Origin of the sequence: Nonomuraea sp. NPDC052129, assembly GCF_040680095.1 — a bacterium.
Classification (GTDB): Bacteria; Actinomycetota; Actinomycetes; order Streptosporangiales; family Streptosporangiaceae; genus Nonomuraea.
Map to the genome: position 1 here is coordinate 50,260 of NZ_JBFAVX010000029.1, position 16,145 is coordinate 66,404.

A 16,145-nucleotide genomic window follows, 5' to 3' on the forward strand; every position below is an offset into this window, starting at 1 on the left:
CTCAGGTAGCGATGTCGGGATAGGGCAGGGCGAAGTGCGCGAGCCGCTGGGCGTACTCAAGCTGGAATCCCAGAGGCTCGTGGTCCCGCTCGAACATCGCGATGAACAGCGTGAGCGTGAGGAAGGGGTGCGCACCCAACCCGAACAGCGCCGGATAGTCGTGCGTGGCCAGCGCCTCGCGCTCGACGTCGTCGAACCGCAGCCAGGTGGAGGACTCACCGTCGTGGCAGTTGAGGATGCGGTTGGCGTAGTCGGTCTCCCACATCGCCACCGTGCCGCGCGGGTCCTCGCGGTAGCGCTCGACGAGCTCGGGATCGCGGTCGACGGTGAACAGGAACTTGTCGAGCAGGTACTTGCTCATGAGCCGCCTCCGGTGGGATACCAGGTGAAGTAGGCCTCCATGGTGTGGAACAGGTCGTACGTGTCGACGTAGTCGGCCTTCCTGCCCTCGCCCGCGACGCCCATCATCAACATGAAGTCCATGAACCCGTGGGTGGCGTTGCCTGGCGTCCACAGGCTGTCCAGCGTCACCTCGGCCAGGCAGCCCTCGATGTCCCCGGACGCGATCCAGCCGACCGCCTTCTGGTCGAACTCCGGGTCCGGCCCGTGCGGGCCGAACTGGCGGGGCCCGCCGAGTTCGAGCGACAGGTGCCCGGTGCCGATGACCGCGACCCTCTTGTCGGCCGGCCACGCTTCGACCAGCTGCCGGATCGTCCGCCCGAGCTGGACGAACCTGGAGGGGCGCGGTAACGGCGGCGCGAAGATGTTGGTGTAGATCGGCACGATCGGCAGGTCGTTCTGCGGCCGGAGCGTGATGATCGGGCACGTGATCGAATGGTCGATCCGCAGCTCGTTGGAGAAGGCCAGGTCGAACCCGGCGTCCATGCCTTCGCGCAGCACGTACGCCGACAGGTCCTCCTGGCCCTTGAACAGCATCCTCGGCAGGCCGAACTCGCGCTCCTCGTTGTAGAAGTTCGCGTCGTAGAAGGGGGCCTTGCCGACCAGGAACTGCGGCATGTTGTCCAGCCACAGCTGATGGAAGTGGTCCGAGCCGACCATCACCAGCACGTCCGGGCGGGCCCGAGTCAGCGTCTCCCGGAACGCCTCGACCTTGCGTACCCACTCGTCCGCGAACGGCGGGCGGTCCTCGCCGGTGGCGGTGCTGGCCCGGTAGAAGAAGGGATGGTGGGTGGACGCGATCACCGCGACCAGTTCAGCCATGCGAACCTCCTGGGGGATGTGGCTCGGGTACGACGGAGCGGTGGTTCAGGTCGACCGACAGGAAGATCTCGTTGGCCACCGGGCGGCGCAGCTCTTCGGCCAGCTGCCCGATCAGCCCCGCCGTCCTGGCCAGCAACGCGAACCCGCGCAGCAGCTCCAGCGGCAGGCCCAGATCGGCGAGCGCCGCGCCGCAGACCCCGGCCCCGTTGAGCGGCAGCGTACGACCCAGCACTCGCGGATGGACGCGGCCGATCGCGGCGAACAGCGACAGGTGCGGCCCGAGGAGCCCCTCCTCTTCGGCGATCTGGAACAGCCGCGGCGTCCGGGGGTCGACCTCCTTGTGCACGTGGTGGCCGAGGCCGGGGATGCGCCGCGCCGCCGTACGCTGGGCCGACACGACGTCCAGGGCGACGGCGTCCCACCCCGCGTCGTCGTCCGGCGGCGGGCCGTCGAGCGAGGTCAGCACGTCATGCAGGAACCGGCCGCTGTCCTCGGTGACCCCGAGAAAGCGGGACCCGCCGCCGAGCAGCCCGGCCGCCAGCGCGCCCTGTACGGAGTCGGGCGCGGACAGGTATGTCAGCCGGGTCACGATCGCCGTGGGCGTGAACCCGTGGTCGGCCAGCGCGGCGAGCACGGCTTCGAACACGCGGGTCTCGCCCGGCGTCGGCCGCCGCTGGGTGGCCAGCCAGAAGGCCAGCTCGCCGAAGCCGACCTTGCCCATGACCTCCTCGGCCAGGTCGTGGCCGAGCAGGGTGATCGAGGTCGGCGTCGACGCGCCGAGCGCCGTGGGGTAACCGTTCACGGAGTCAGCCATGCGCGCAGCTCCTCGCCGTGCTCGTCGAGGTCGGGCGGCGGTAGCCGGTAGCTCACCGGAGTCTCGGAGAACCTGATCGGATGCCGCGTCGTCGGCATCGCGCGCTCACCCTCCCCGGCGGCCACGACGGGGTCGAGCCCGAAGCGCTCGGCCATCGCGAAGCCCCCGTCGATCGTGTTGATCGGCCCGCTCGGCACCCCCGCCTCGACAAGGAGCTGGAACCACTCGACCGCGCCACGCTTGACCAGCCGCTCGACGAGGATGGGCCGCAGCTCCTCGCGGTGCACCACCCGATCGACGTTGCGCGCGAACCGTGGGTCGCTCGCGACCTCCGGGATGCCGAGAACCTCGCAGAGCCGGCGGAACGAACCGTCGTTGGGCGCCGCGATGATCAGGTCGTTGTCCGCGGTCGGCAGCGGCTCGTACGGGAACACGCTCGGGTGCGCGTTGCCCATCCGGTACGGCACCGTGCCGCCCGCCACGTACGCCGAGCTGTGGTTGACCAGCCCGGTGAGCGCCGACGACAGCAGATTGACCTCGACCAGCTGCCCCTGCCCCGCAGCCTCGCGGTGCCGCAGCGCGGCCAGGATGCCGATGACGGCGTGGTTGCCCGCCATGACGTCGAAGACCGAGATCCCGGCCCGGTACGGCGGCCCGTCCGCGTCGCCCGTGAGGCTCATCAGGCCGGAGATGGCCTGGACCATCAGGTCGTAGCCCGGCACGTCGCGCCCGGCGCCCGAGCCGAACCCAGTGATCGAGGCGTACACGACGCCCGGATTGGCGGCCCGCACGGACGCGAAGTCGAGGCCGAACTTGGCCAGCCCGCCCGGCTTGAAGTTCTCGATCAGCACGTCGGCGCGGCGGGCCAGCTCCCTGGCCACCGCCGCGTCGGCCGGGTCGCGCAGGTCCAGCGCGATCGACCGTTTGCCGCGGTTGACGCCGAGATAGTACGTCGACACACCCTCGCGCACCGGCGGCATCCACGTACGCGTGTCGTCCCCCTGCGGGCCCTCGACCTTGACCACGTCGGCGCCCATGTCCGCGAGCAGCATCGTGGCGTACGGGCCGGCCAGGATCCGGGAGAAGTCGGCCACCAGAACACCTGACAGCGGCCCATCACTCATTGACTCACCCTCCGTCGTCCGTTCAACGGACATTGGTCCGTTGCACTCTAACCGGGAAATCCTCTGCTTGACATCCTCTCCCGCGCTTCTAGAGTTGCGCTGACCGTACAGCGGACACTCGTTCGGCAAAGCGGCGCGAGGCGGTAAGGAGAGGGCGATGGAGTCGATGGACGGACGGCCCGTGGTGCTGCGCGGCGGCACCGTGCTCCCGATGGACGAAGGGCGGCAGGTGCTCCCCCGCACGGACGTCCTCGTCGCCGGCGACCGGATCGCGGCCGTGGGGCCCGATCTCCAGGCGCCGGACCACGCCGTCGAGATCGACGCGAGCGACGGCATCGTCATGCCCGGGATGATCGACACCCATCGGCACATGTGGCAGACCGCAATGCGCGGCTACGGCGCGGACTGGACCCTGACGCAGTACTTCGTCTGGTACTACCTGGAGCACGGGAAGCTGTTCCGGCCCGAGGACGTGCACGCGGGCAACCTGCTGGCCGCGCTCGAAGCCGTCGACGCCGGGGTCACGACCGTCGTCGACTGGTCGCACGGTCTCCAGACGGTCGACCACGCCGACGCGGCCGTGGACGCGCTCCGGTCGGCGCCCGGCCGGTACGTCCTCGCGTACGGCAACATCCAGCAGCCGCCCGCGGCCTGGACGGGCACACCGGAGTTCCGCGACTTCGTGCGGCGCCGGATCACCGGGGACGACCTGCTCGGCTTCCAGCTCGCCTTCGACGTCTTGGGCGACCCCGCCTTCCCCGAGCGGCCGGCCTTCGAGGTCGCCCGCGAACTCGGCGTCCCGGTCACCACGCACGCCGGAGTGTGGGGCGCCACCGGCGACGACGGCATCCGGCTCATGCACGACCACGGCTTCATGACGCCCGAGACCGTGTACGTGCACGCCGCGTCGCTGTCGGCCGACTCCTACCACCGCATCGCCGCCACCGGCGGCTCCATCTCGGTCTCCACCGAGAGCGAGCAGAGCGCGGGCCAGGGCTACCCGCCCACCTGGGCCATCCGCGCCCACGGCATCCCGGTGTCCCTGTCGATGGACACCAGCGTCTGGTGGAGCGGCGACCTGTTCTCCGCCATGCGCGCCACCCTCGGCGCCGACCGCTCTCGCCAGCACCTGGAGGCGCACGCCAGGGGCGACACGGTCACGCACTGCAGCCTGCGCGCCGACCAGGTCGTCGAGTGGGCCACCCGCGGCGGCGCCCGCGCCCTCGGCCGCGACGATCTCGGCGTCATCGCCGCCGGGAAGAAGGCCGACCTCGTGCTCATCAAGAACGAGGCTTCGCCGGTGTCGTTCCCGTTGCTCAACCCGTACGGGCACGTCGCGTTCCAGGCTCAGCGCGGGGACGTGCACACGGTTCTGGTCAACGGCCGGGTGGTGAAGCACGAGCACCGCCTGGTCGGCGTCGACCTCGCCGCGGCCCGCCGCGCCGCCGATCGGACGATCGAGTATCTGCGCTCGACGATGGGCGAGGAGGCATGGCAGAAGGGGATGAACCCTGACATTCCCGAGACGACCATCCTCGATAATCCGTATACCTATACCGACTACCACAGCGCCTCGACCCACACCGCCGGGTGACGAATACTTATCTCTGAAGCGGTTCGCCCGATTTAATGTACAGCCGGAATAGATGTATCCTCCCGGCTGCTTTTCGACGGCTATTGACGTGCGGAATGACATGACTATCGTTGAACAGATTAAGAAGGGTGCGGTCCATGCGCTGACTGCCGCCGGGACCGCCAGACTGCCTGGCAGATTCCCACGAGGAGGCACCGTGGTCGCGGTGAAACCCGAAATGGTCATCGACGACGAATTCACCGAGCTGGACCAGCTTGAGGTGATCGAATCCAGCGAGCTCAAGCTCAGCGGGTCGTACCACTCCTACACCTACAAGGCGGCGGAGGACACCGGCGACCTACCCGCCAAGGGCTGACGAGGCTGTCGGCCGGTCCGGTGGAATCGCGCGACGCCGACGTTCTGCTCCTGTTTCCGCCGCAGACCGAAGCCAGGTTCTTTCCCTATTTGAGCCTGCCTTATCTCACCGGTCATCTACGGCGGCACGGGCGGCGGGTCCACCAGGCCGATCTGAACATCGCCCTCTTGCACGACCTGCTGGAGCATCCGGAACTGCTGGGCGACATGGTGCGCGAGCAGCCGGACGACGGGGCGGGCACCTGGTACCGAAGGGCGATGGCCGACGTCGTGGCCCGATACGTCGACGAGCTCCGTGCGCATGTCCTGCGGAAGGAGCCGGCCGGAGAGCTGGGCCCCGCTCGTGCGGTCAGGCTCGCCCATCACGCGATCGAGCTGCTGGTGCGCGATACGTTCCTGATCCGGACGTGGCAGGATCTGGCCCAGCTCGACGACGCGGTGCGGCGGTCCGCCCGGTTGCCGCCCGCCGCGTCGGGGATACCGCTTGAGCGGCTGCACCTCATGGTCGAGGCGCTGCTGGCCCGGCACCGGCCGCGCGTGGTCGGCCTGTCCGTGGCGTTCTTCAGCCAGCTCGCCCCCGCGCTGCTCATCGCCGCCTGGATCAGGCGGCTGCGGCCGGACGCCAAGATCTGCCTCGGTGGCCAGCAGGTGATGCTCCGGCACGAGGAGCTGGCGCGGCTGCCCGGCGTGCGGGCCGTGGTGGACGCGCTGTGCTGGACCGCCGGCGAACAGCCGCTCGAACGCTGGCTGGACGCGCTGGACGGGAACATCCCGGCGGACGCGGTCCCCGGCATGACCTGGCTGCCGCACGGCGCACCCGCCCATCGCGCCCAGCAGCCGGTCACACTGCGCTTTCACGACCTCGGGCCGCCCGACTTCGCCGGGCTGCCGGTCCGGTCGTACCTCAACGAGACCATGGAGGTCGCGATCATCTCGTGCGTCGGCTGCTACTGGGGGCGGTGCGCGTTCTGCTCGTACGGCAACCGGTCCCTCGCGCCGGGCGCCTACCAGCAGGGGACGGTGCGCCAGATCGCCGACGCCGTGGAGAGCGTGGTCCGCGACACAGGCGCGGCCTTCGTGTCGATCTCCGATGAGAACACCAACCTACGGCTGATCGTGAAGGCGATGCGCGAGGTACGCGAGCGCGGCGTCAACGTGGGGTTCGGCGTACGCAGCAGGCTGGACGCCACCCTGGCCGACCCGGACTTCTGCCGGAGCCTCGCCGAGGTGGGATGCGAGCTGATGTCGGTCGGCTACGAGGGGACCTCCCAGCGGCTGCTCGACCTGATGGACCGGGGCGTACGGGCGGCCGACTACCAGCGGATCGTCGAGAACGTCGCGGCGGCGGGCATCGTCCTGCGGTTCTCGGTGATGGGGTACGTCTTCGACGAGACGCCCGCCGAGTTCGAGGAGTCCCTGCGCTTCCTCGCGGCGAACCAGGAGCGCATCGGCATCGACGCGCTGGAGCTCATGGTGTCCGAGCCCGGCAGCAGGCTGGCGCGGGACCCGGACGGCTTCGGCCTTTCGCTGGACACTTCAGGCGCGCTCGCCGGCAATCCGGAGCTGAGCTACCTTTCCGGGCGGATCGGTCATCCCCTGACGGTGCCCGGCGGACCCACTCGGGCGGAGGCGCTCGACCGCCTGGTGCGCGTCTTCCACACGGTCAAGCCGGGCAAGGTGAGCGCGATCCTGCCCCGCCGCACCGGGGGCCGAGCCACCGTCGCGGCTGCCAGGCCGTATCCATGGGTACGGACGGTGCCGGCGGGCGTCGACGCGGCCGGGTTCACGGGGGCGAAGCGCGAAGCGGACCCGTACGGCCGGATTCTGGTGGCTGATCTGGTCTGGGAGCGGTTCTACGCGCTGCCGCGGAGAGACGTCGAGCAGCGCGCCGACGGCGTCCTCGTGGCGCGCACCTCCCAGGGAGGGCGGTTGCTGGCCCGCCTGGTCGAGGCGACGGCAGGCACAGAACACACGGATGAGGAACACGCGGACACAGAACGCGCGGGCGCGGAACGCGCGGATGAGGAGCATCGGGAGGCGCCGCCGGTGGTCGCGGGCGGCGAGCCCGTCAGGAGGCCGACATGACGACCGACATCACGACCGGGACCATGCGGGCCGACGAGACCGGCCCGGCCAGGCTGGGGTTCGGTCTCCTCATGGACATGCCGTGGGGCGGCGGGTCGCTCGGCCGGCGAGGCGTCGGGTTCGTGGAGACGGACGACGGCGGGGACATCACGCCACGGGTGCGCGCCTTCGCCGAGCGCCATGGCGACGACTTCGCGTACGCCGCCTTCGCCTACCAGCCCCGCTCACGCGCGACCCCGCGAGCGGCCGACTACGGCCGCGCCTACGACCGCTTCTTCCAGGCGCTGCCCGCCGGGCTCGGCCGGGCCTTCCATCAGACCGAGTTCAACATGGGCACGCCCGAGCGCTACGATCGGCGACCCGCGGCCGAGTTCACCAACGAACTCGCGGCTCGCTACGGGTTCCGCTGGGTGGTCGAGGACCTGGGCATCTGGAACCTCCGGGGCTATCCGCTGCCGTACCCGCTGCCGCCACCGCTGACCGAGCCGGGCCTGGAGATCGCCACGCGGAACGTGGCCGAGACGGCCCACCTCCTGGAGCTGCCGCTGCACGTCGAGTTCCCCGGGTTCACCGAAGGCGGGTCGTTCGTTCTCGGGCACCTCGACGCTTTCACGTACTTCGCGCGGCTGGCCGACGACGCAGACGTGCACGTCACGCTGGACGTGGGCCACCTGCTCAGCTACCAGTGGCTGCGCGGACGGACCGGCCGCCACATGGTCGACGACATCGAGGCGCTGCCGCTCGAACGCTGCCGCGAGCTGCACCTGTCCGGCTGCCAGATCGTAAAGGGCAAGTTCCGCGACCTGCATCACGGGGTGCTGCTGGACGAGCAGCTCGAACTCACCGAGTACCTGCTGCCGCGCTGCCCCAACCTGCTCGGCGTGACCTACGAGGACCCGATGTTCCGCGACGACGGCCGGCTGGTCGAGAAGTCGCGGCGGAACTACGGCCGCCTGAAGGCGCTGGTGGGCGCGTGGCGAGACGGCACCGCCCAGCGGGATGGGGCGGCGCGATGAGCACCCCGGTCGTGCGATCCCTCGACGGCGAGCAGCTCGCCGACCTGATCATGCGGCTGCTGCTCGACAGCGGCCTGCGGGAGCGGCTCGCCGCCGACGGCGCCGCGGCCGTGGCGGCGGACGCGGGCGAGCTGGAGTGCCTGGAGACCATCGACCTTGACGAGCTCGACGCGGCCGCCCGACGGTTCCGCTCGACCATCTGGCGGCTCGGTGCGGGAGGCAGCCTCGCATCCGCGTTCCCGCGCAGCGTGTCCGCCTTGGCCGCGGATGGCATCGGCGATGCGGAGTTGCTCGACGGCTTCCTCGGGTCGCCGCGTTTCAGCAGGTTCCGGCTGATCCCGTACTCGGGGCCCGGGGTGTCGGTGGAGGAGGCGTTCGCCGCGTTCCTGCTCGACCTGACAGAGGAGCGGGTCGCTGACGCCGCGATCCTGCGGGAGACCGTGGGCCACGAGCTGATGATCGCCCTGTTCGCGGCGCTGGCGTGCGAGCAGCCGCTGTCGTTCGTCATCGAGAGCGAGGGGATCGTCGAGACCGGCCGCGGTCACGCCGCCCTGCGCCGGTACGCGCCGGCCTCCCTCGTTTCCTGGGGCGAGGCCACGCCGGACGCCGGCCAAGCAAGCGTGCCGTACGCGTACTTCGCCACGCCCGCCGGGATCACTCGCGGTGTGATCTCCCAACGTGTGGCCACGGCGTTCGCGGTCGAACCGACGGCCGAGAGCGACGCGGCACGTCGCGCGCTGTCCCGGCGCGGCCTGTGGTGACCCGGTAGGACGTACGACCTGGAGATGAGGGACAAACCCATGCACATCGTGTTGGTGGACATGCCGTGGTCGTCGATCGACGCGCCGTCGCTCTCGCTCGGCGTGCTCAAGCGCCGGGTCCTCGACGTGTTCCCGGACGCCGAGGTGGACGTCGTCCATGCCAAGCTCGACTACATCGACTGGGTGGACGAGCATGTGGGCTTCACGTTCGAGGAGTACGACACCTTCGTGAGCTCCTACTTCTCCGGTCACAGCGAGTGGATCTTCTCGGCGGCGCTGAACGAGCGGCCTCGGTGGAAGGTGGCGGAGTTCGCCGAGTTCCTCGGGGGCAGTGTGCCGGAGCCGATGCTCGCCAAGGCGACGCAACTCCATGAGCTCGCGCCGCTGTTCATCGAGGAGACCGCGGCCCGGATCGCGGCCATGACACCGGACGTGGTCGGCTTCACCGCCACCTTCGCGCAGAACGCCGCGGCCCTCGCGGCGGCGCGCGCGGTCAAGAGGCAGGCGCCGCATGCCGTCACGGTGTTCGGTGGCGCGAACTGCGAGGGTCCGCAAGGCGCGGCGATGCACCGCAATTTCCCGTTCATCGATTTCGTCGTACGTGGTGAGGGCGAGCTGGCCTTCCCGCAGTTGCTCTCCGCGATCGGCGCCGACGGCGGGGACGGGGGCGATGTCAGCGAGATCGCCGGACTGTGCTGGCGCGGGCCGAGCGGCGAGTCCGTCGTGAACGCGGTGGAGGCGCGGCCGCTACCGCCCGACGCGCTGGTCCCGCCCGACTTCGGCGACTACTTCGAACAGCACGCCAGGTCCCTCGCGGGCACCTGGGTGGAACCGCGGCTCACCGTCGAAGGCTCGCGCGGCTGCTGGTGGGGCGAGAAACACCACTGTACGTTCTGCGGACTGAACGGCTCGCTCATGCAGTTCCGCAGCAAGGACCCCGGCCGGTTCGTAGCGGAGATCCTCAGCCTCGTCGAACGGCATCGGGTCCTCGACGTGTGGGTGACCGACAACATCCTCGACATGGCGTACCTGACGTCGATGGCGCCGCGCCTCCAGGAGTCCGGCTACGACCTGCGGATCGGGTACGAGATCAAGTCGAACCTGCGCCGGGACCAGCTGGAGATCCTGCGCGCGGCCGGCATCGACTACATGCAGCCCGGAATCGAGAACCTCAGCAGCCGGGTGCTCACCCTGATGGACAAGGGAGTGACTGGCTGCCTGAACGTACGGCTGCTGCGTGACGCGGAGACCGTCGGCATCAACCTGAACTGGAACTACCTCTACGGCTTCCCGGAGGAGTCCGAGGCCGACTACGACAGCGTGATCGACCAGGTGCCCGCCCTGGTCCACCTCATGCCGCCGTCGAACGCCACCCGGCTGAAGGTCGAACGCTTCAGCCCGTACTTCGACCGGCCCGAGCTGGGTTTCGGGGAGCTCCGCCCGGCCGCGCAGTACCGGCATATCTACGATCTGCCCGAAGCCGAGCTCGCCGACCTCGTCTATGTCTTCGACTCCCCGCGCCGCGGCATCGACGCGGACTGCCTCGACCGGCTGCGCGCGGCCGTCGCCGCCTGGACGGACGCCTACCCGCGCAGCCGCCTGACCCACTGCGACCTGGGCGACCACATCGTGCTCGTCGACACCCGGCCCGGCTTCTCCTGGCACCTGCTCGACCTCACCGAACCGCTGGAGCTGACGGTGTTCCGCCTGCTCGACACGCCGCACAGCCCGGCGGCGCTCGTACGCAAGGCCGCGGCCCGGCACGACGACGTGACCGAGGAGCGGATCGACGAGCTGCTCGCGCGCTGGCGCGAACTCGGCCTCATCTTCTGCGACGCCGGCCAGGCGGTCCACGTCGCCCCGGCCGTCGCCAACCAGGACCTGATGCGGCTCGACGGCGAGAATCTCAGTCGCGGCGAACCGCTCGTACCGGCACTCTCGAAGGCTGCGGTACCAGTGGGGACACCCCGATGAGCACCGTCGCCGGGCTTCCGGCTCACGTACCGATGACACTGTGGAAGGATCGCGACCCGGCGGCCATGCGCGTCCGGGGGATGTACGCGGGCCGCGTGAACGTCACCGGCGACCCCCTCGCGACCGTGTCCCGGCTGGCGGCGGACGGCGTCCAGCTCGCCCAGCTGGACGACATGGTCGATCTGGACGACCCGGGCGGCGCGGCGGCGGTGGCCGCCCTCGCCGTCATCCGCGAGCTGACCAGCCACGGGATCGCGGTCGACTGGACCCTCCGCATGTCGGTCGGCCCGGCCGGCTGGCGGCCGCTCAGTCACCTGCACCCTCCGGCGGCCGTGTACGCGGGGTCCGCCGGGGACGGCATCGCGGCCGAGTGGCGCGACACCTTCCACATCGCGAAGTGCGGCTACCGGCTCGGTCCCGGCTTCATCGAGATCCGCGACCGCCGGACGGGCTCGTTCAGGCGCCTCGTCATTCGCAACCCGAACCGCGAGGAGGCGATCGCGCCGCTGCTGCGGGGCATACGGGCGGCGAGCCTGGCGCCGGCGGTGACGGAGCGGTATCTGCGGGCGGACCTGCTGCATCAGGTGGGGCGGTACGTGTGGTGGACGCCGTACCGGATCAGACGCTGGCCGCTCAGCTCGACGATCCCCTAACGGGCCTTTAGCGGCCCTTTGCGGCCGTTAGCGGTCGGCGCCCGCCCATGCCTCGTTTCCATCTTGGGCGCTGTCCCGCTCGAACATCTCCAGCCACCGTTCGGTGACCGCACCCGCCTGGCGCTTGATGCCGGGCTCGGGGAGGGATTCGGGCGGATCGACGCCCAGGTGCCGCAGGCAGCCGAGGACGGTTCCCGGGTAGTCGGCGAGCATGTCCTCGTAGTAGACGACGTGCGGGACGCGTTCGCGGCGGTCGAAATACTGCTGCCACGCCCTCGTCTCGTCGTCGAGGTGTTGCAGGTGGCGGCGGATCTCGGCGTAGTCGTAGTGGGGCTCGGACTGCGCCCGACTGGTCGACAGGTAGATCCCGTCCACGATCCAGACGCCGGTCTGCTTCGCCAGGACGTACGAGATGGCCTGCCGGATCCGGTCCCTGCGCCTTAGCCAGATGTATTGAGGCGACATGAGAAGCTCGTCCAGATCGACTTCGAGTCCCTGTAGGTGCTCGCCATGCACCTTGATGCCGAAAACCCCGTTCGGACTGGTCCGGCAGGTCATTAACCGACCGACATAGCCTTTCACCCGCCCTTCCGGATCGGCGGTGTCGAATCCCCAGCGCTCGAAATAGTCGAGAACATGGGTGTCCGCGAGATATCCGTCGGCGAAACCGGCCCGCCCGGTGTGCCAGAGCGTACGGACGAGCATATTGCTGCCGGAACGCGGCGCCGCGGCCAGGACATAGCGGGTCGGCGGGAGTCCAGCGAACGGCGGGAAGTCGAATTCCGGGCTGTTGGTCCGGAAAAAAGGGGCCACAGTGCATACCTACCACCGCACCAGGCGATCAGTCAGGACACGGGCGCCGAACGATATCTAGCCACGACCCGCTGCGCTGCGGTCTGGTGGGGTGTCGTCGCGGGAGGCGAAGGTCAGCGCGACGGCGCGGGCCAGCTTACGGCACCGGCGTTCGACATCGCGGTCGATCCCGAGCGCCCGTATGTGGTGCATGTGCAGGAATGACGCCACCACCGACGATTCGGTCAGATGCGGGGCGCCGACTGGAAGGCGGTCCATGTAGGCGGCCACGGCTCGCCGCCGGTGCTCCCATGCCCTGACGATCCGCGAGCCGCCGGGGAGAGCCGCGAGCGTCGCCCGGTCCCCGCCCGGGTCCGCCAGGCCGACCGCTTGGCGGACGACCTCGCGGTCATTCGGGGCAGCGTGCCCGGCCGGAGGGTGGTCGATCTGCCAACGCGCCCCCGCCGCCCGGCCTCTCATCAGGGCGGCCGTCAGATCGACCAGGCTCGCCGCAGTGAGCGCGTGCGGGTGTACGTGGCGAGCCGCCGACAGGGCCGTGAGCTGGGCGACCACCGCGGCGGAGTCGGCCGCGAAGACGGCCTCCGCCCCGGCCATGACCTCTCCCGACCCATATCGTGCGGTTTCCGGGTGGTACGTAGCCAAGACCAGGTCACCCACGAGGCCACGACCACGCAACTCGGCGGCCCACGCCCCGACCCGGGCGGCGGACGGGCCGTAGTCGTGCTCGCCGACCAGGTGCAACCGCAGCCGTAAGTGCGGACGAGGGTCGCGGTAACGCACGAACCACCACATCGGCGGCTCGTCCCAGGTCTCACGCAGGTCGGGCAGGTGCCTGGTGAGGATCGTGTCGACCACACCGGGATCCCCGTACAGCTTGGCGTACAGGACACGCGCCCCAGGTAGAACCCCGTCCTCACGCCCGACCAGCGGCAGCGGCCCCGGCACCGTCACGGCGGCGGGAGCACGGGCGGGCGGCGCGGTGGCGGCCATCGAGATGACGACCTCATGCGCGCGGCGGCCGAACCAGCCGTGGTCCGCCGGTCCCGTCGCCTCCGACACGACGACGGCCTCGCCGGCGCCGTCCAGGTGGGCGCGGAGCAGCGCCAGGCTCATGGGCTCGTCCAGATCCAGGCGCAGCCGGCGATCCGCCGTACCCACGGACACGACGGCGGGCAGCCGCAGGCGGGCGCGCAGTGCTGTCATGGCCCGCACCCACTCCGGCCACGGGGTGTCCGGCCCGGGCAGGACGTCGGTGGAGATGCGCCATCGGGCGGGCGCGAGCACGCTGCGGCCGTAGCGGATTCGCGGCAGGAACGGCAGACACGCCGCCGCCCCCCAGGAGAAGGGTGACACCACAGCTGCCCGAGCACGCGGGATCTCGAACAGCAGGCGCGCGATCGGCGGCATCGCATGCCGCGCCACGGCACTGCTCAGCACCGGCTCCACCAACTGCCGCCGCGACGGCGACAGCAGGTACATGCGGTCGTTGTCCGCCGTGACCGCCAGATCCCGCCAGGAGATCCGCCCGTCCGGACTGGCACGGTGCTCGGCCAAGGAGATCAGGTTTGGCAGCAGGAGCGGGGTGCGGGCGACGTCCTGGGCGCGCGGGTGCCGAGCCGGGAACGACAACTGCACGGGCACGGCACCATCCACCGCGACGGGTAACCGACCGTAGAGACCGACCATCCGTCTCCGGTCACTGTCCTGCCAGCCACTGTCCTGTGGGTCGCGGTCGCGTGGGAGGCCATCCTGCCGGTCGCCGTCCTGCCCGTCGCCGTCCCGCAGGAGGTCGGTGAAGCGGCCCGCCAGGCCGGCCGCCGTGCCGTCGACGGCGAGGACCGTCATGGTGAAGGCTCCGGCGGCCAGCGCGTCGGCGGTGGGCGCGCAGACTTCGGCGACCAGCTCCATGTACGGGACCGGTCGCGCCCCGTCCATCCCGTCCGCCGCCAGAGCCTCGATCGCGGCGTCGTCCAGCACGATCTCCCGCGCGCCGTCCAGGGCCGCCTGCTGCGCCAGGGCGAGCAGGCGCTGATCCCTGCGCGACAGAAGCGCGGGGACGGCCGGCCCGTCGTAATGGCCAGGAAACCCCAACCCCGCCGTGGGATCGACGAGTTGCTCGATCGGTACGACGCCGCCGACCCCGTACCGGTCCAGGAACATGACGTGGTACTCCCGCCAGGCCGGATGCCCGGACGGGTCCGGCGTCAGCCGCCATAACGCCCCGGCGGCGGACTCGGCATCGGCAGCCACCTCCCGAGGAAGTACCGCGGTGCCGCCCAGCCGCAGGTCAACCGCGAGCGGCTGAGCGACCTCGACCGGCACCACGTCCCGCATCCGCTCCCCGACCGCTCGCCTGGCCCGTACGGCAGCCTCAACGGTCACGCGGTCGGCCGCCCGCAGCCCCACGTGGATCGCCCGCAGTTCCCGAACCAACCCGGCAACCTCCAACTCCCGGCCCAGCGAGCCAACCTCGGACGCCCGGCCCAGCGGGGCGGCCTCTTGTACCTGATCCTGCGAGACGGCCTCTACCTGGTCCTGCGGGACGCTCTCTTGCGCCTGATCCTGCGGGACCTCTTGTGCCTGGTCCTGTGGGTCGGCCTTTCGTACCTGGCCCTGCGGGGTGGCGTCGCCGGGCGAGTTCGCAGCCACGTCCCGTAACCGGTCGAGCACGTACGCGAGCCCGTCGACGCTGGTCGAAGGAGGACGCAGGCTGGTGATCAGCACCCCACACGTGACCAGCTCCGCGACCATCGCCTCGATCGCCGGGACCCTGGCATCGGGGAACGCGGCGGCCAGCCCGTCGACCAGATCACCGGCCCGAACGGGTGCCTGCGCCAGCTCCATGACCGTGCGGACGGCCGCGCTGTGCCGTACCGACGCCTCCGTCAGTTCGCTTCGAGCCGGATCGCCCGCGTGCGGCTGCCAGGGCACCACGAGGCGTTCCCCCCGTACGAATGCGAGATCGTTCACCATGACCGGGAGGCGATGCCGCAGCTCCGGGTCCGATTCCAGCCGGGCGATCACCGCGGCCAGCCACACGCCGTCCGCGGTCGTCCGCGTACGCGGGACTCCGGCCTCATACTCCGGTGCCGCGCCGAAGCGGAGCGGGGCCACGCCCGCGAACGTCCCGAACGGCGTGGCTCGGCCGCGCATCCGCACCAGATACCGGGCCAGTGACAGCGCCATACGCCGGAGGCGACCGGGGCGGGGCCGACGGCCCGCGCAGACTGCCTCGATCTGGGCCGCCAGAACCGGACTGGCCAGCGAGACAGCCGCTGCCACGGGTTCCCGCGCCCAGACCTGGACGAGCCACTCGCACCACCGCTCAACGGCGGCCTCGTCATCCAGCTCGCGCGACAGCGGGCCATGCGGCTCGGGCCATGGCGCCACATCCGGCTCGGGGCGCGGCGCGACATATGGCTGAGGGGGCGGTGGGACATCCGGCTCGGGCCATGGAGGGAGATCCAATTCAGTCCCATGCGCGGTGGCGCGGATCAGCGCCGTATCAAAGTGCCGGTACGGCTGCGAACGCTGCACGCTCACGCTGAGGCCTCCCACATTGCGCGCCTGACCCGGCGGCGGTGGCCGTCCAGCTGCCGCCGGGACGGCTCGGCGGGCCCGTCACCCCCGAGTGTCGCACGCGGGTCGCGACCGTTCCGTACCGCGAAGACGATCAACCACGAGCTCAGGGCCTGCTCCACCGGCTGCCGAAAATCTGTAGTGGCTGCGGTAGACA

13 protein-coding genes are annotated in these 16,145 nt (G+C 70.5%); 7 read left to right on the plus strand and 6 right to left on the minus strand.

Annotated elements, in window-relative coordinates:
* Nucleotide 1: 1 nt before the first annotated feature.
* The 4 genes from AB0L53_RS42975 to AB0L53_RS42990 are packed head-to-tail and all read right to left on the minus strand — an operon-like array spanning nt 2 to nt 3,159.
* Nucleotides 2-361: a hypothetical protein gene (locus tag AB0L53_RS42975; protein ID WP_364007453.1), complete on the minus strand. Its 360-nt coding sequence runs from the start codon at nt 359-361 to the stop codon at nt 2-4.
* Entirely contained in the window at nt 358-1,221 is an 864-nt protein-coding gene (locus AB0L53_RS42980) for an extradiol ring-cleavage dioxygenase (protein WP_364007456.1), read from the minus strand. Before AB0L53_RS42980 ends, AB0L53_RS42975 begins: the two co-directional genes overlap by 4 nt.
* Nucleotides 1,214-2,035 carry a citryl-CoA lyase gene (locus AB0L53_RS42985; RefSeq protein ID WP_364007459.1) on the minus strand — a complete coding sequence of 274 codons (822 nt, stop codon included), beginning with the start codon at nt 2,033-2,035 and terminating at the stop codon, nt 1,214-1,216. Before AB0L53_RS42985 ends, AB0L53_RS42980 begins: the two co-directional genes overlap by 8 nt.
* Complete coding sequence (locus AB0L53_RS42990; protein WP_364007462.1) at nt 2,020-3,159, minus strand: CoA transferase; 1,140 nt, start codon at nt 3,157-3,159, stop codon at nt 2,020-2,022. The genes AB0L53_RS42985 and AB0L53_RS42990 overlap by 16 nt, the downstream gene beginning before the upstream one ends.
* A 157-nt stretch (nt 3,160-3,316) precedes the next feature.
* Here AB0L53_RS42990 and AB0L53_RS42995 point away from each other — a divergent pair, with 157 nt between their 5' ends.
* The 7 genes from AB0L53_RS42995 to AB0L53_RS43025 all read left to right on the plus strand — a co-directional run bounded on the left by AB0L53_RS42995 (nt 3,317) and on the right by AB0L53_RS43025 (nt 11,596).
* Nucleotides 3,317-4,753: an amidohydrolase family protein gene (locus tag AB0L53_RS42995; RefSeq protein ID WP_364007465.1), complete on the plus strand. Its 1,437-nt coding sequence runs from the start codon at nt 3,317-3,319 to the stop codon at nt 4,751-4,753.
* 196 nt (nt 4,754-4,949) lie between these two features.
* The gene (locus AB0L53_RS43000; RefSeq protein ID WP_357938498.1) at nt 4,950-5,108 is read left to right on the plus strand and encodes a hypothetical protein; all 159 of its coding nucleotides are present in this window, start codon (nt 4,950-4,952) and stop codon (nt 5,106-5,108) included.
* An 89-nt stretch (nt 5,109-5,197) separates the two neighbouring features.
* A complete protein-coding gene (locus tag AB0L53_RS43005; protein ID WP_364007469.1) occupies nt 5,198-7,192 on the plus strand; it encodes a B12-binding domain-containing radical SAM protein in 1,995 nt (664 codons plus the stop codon).
* Nucleotides 7,189-8,208, plus strand: coding sequence for a DUF692 family multinuclear iron-containing protein (locus AB0L53_RS43010; protein WP_364007473.1), 1,020 nt, complete (start codon nt 7,189-7,191; stop codon nt 8,206-8,208). Before AB0L53_RS43005 ends, AB0L53_RS43010 begins: the two co-directional genes overlap by 4 nt.
* On the plus strand, nt 8,205-8,969 hold the full coding sequence (locus tag AB0L53_RS43015) for a hypothetical protein (RefSeq protein WP_364007476.1): 765 nt from the start codon (nt 8,205-8,207) through the stop codon (nt 8,967-8,969). The genes AB0L53_RS43010 and AB0L53_RS43015 overlap by 4 nt, the downstream gene beginning before the upstream one ends.
* 39 nt (nt 8,970-9,008) lie before the next feature.
* Nucleotides 9,009-10,943 carry a RiPP maturation radical SAM C-methyltransferase gene (locus tag AB0L53_RS43020; protein ID WP_364007479.1) on the plus strand — a complete coding sequence of 645 codons (1,935 nt, stop codon included), beginning with the start codon at nt 9,009-9,011 and terminating at the stop codon, nt 10,941-10,943.
* Complete coding sequence (locus AB0L53_RS43025) at nt 10,940-11,596, plus strand: DUF5825 family protein (protein WP_364007482.1); 657 nt, start codon at nt 10,940-10,942, stop codon at nt 11,594-11,596. Before AB0L53_RS43020 ends, AB0L53_RS43025 begins: the two co-directional genes overlap by 4 nt.
* Nucleotides 11,597-11,623: 27 nt before the next feature.
* Here the strand turns inward: AB0L53_RS43025 and AB0L53_RS43030 are convergent, their stop codons facing one another.
* Together AB0L53_RS43030 and AB0L53_RS43035 are read right to left on the minus strand one after the other, a co-directional pair.
* On the minus strand, nt 11,624-12,409 hold the full coding sequence (locus tag AB0L53_RS43030; RefSeq protein WP_364007485.1) for a Stf0 family sulfotransferase: 786 nt from the start codon (nt 12,407-12,409) through the stop codon (nt 11,624-11,626).
* A 57-nt stretch (nt 12,410-12,466) separates the two neighbouring features.
* Complete coding sequence (locus AB0L53_RS43035; RefSeq protein ID WP_364007488.1) at nt 12,467-15,952, minus strand: lantibiotic dehydratase; 3,486 nt, start codon at nt 15,950-15,952, stop codon at nt 12,467-12,469.
* Nucleotides 15,953-16,145: the final 193 nt, after the last annotated feature.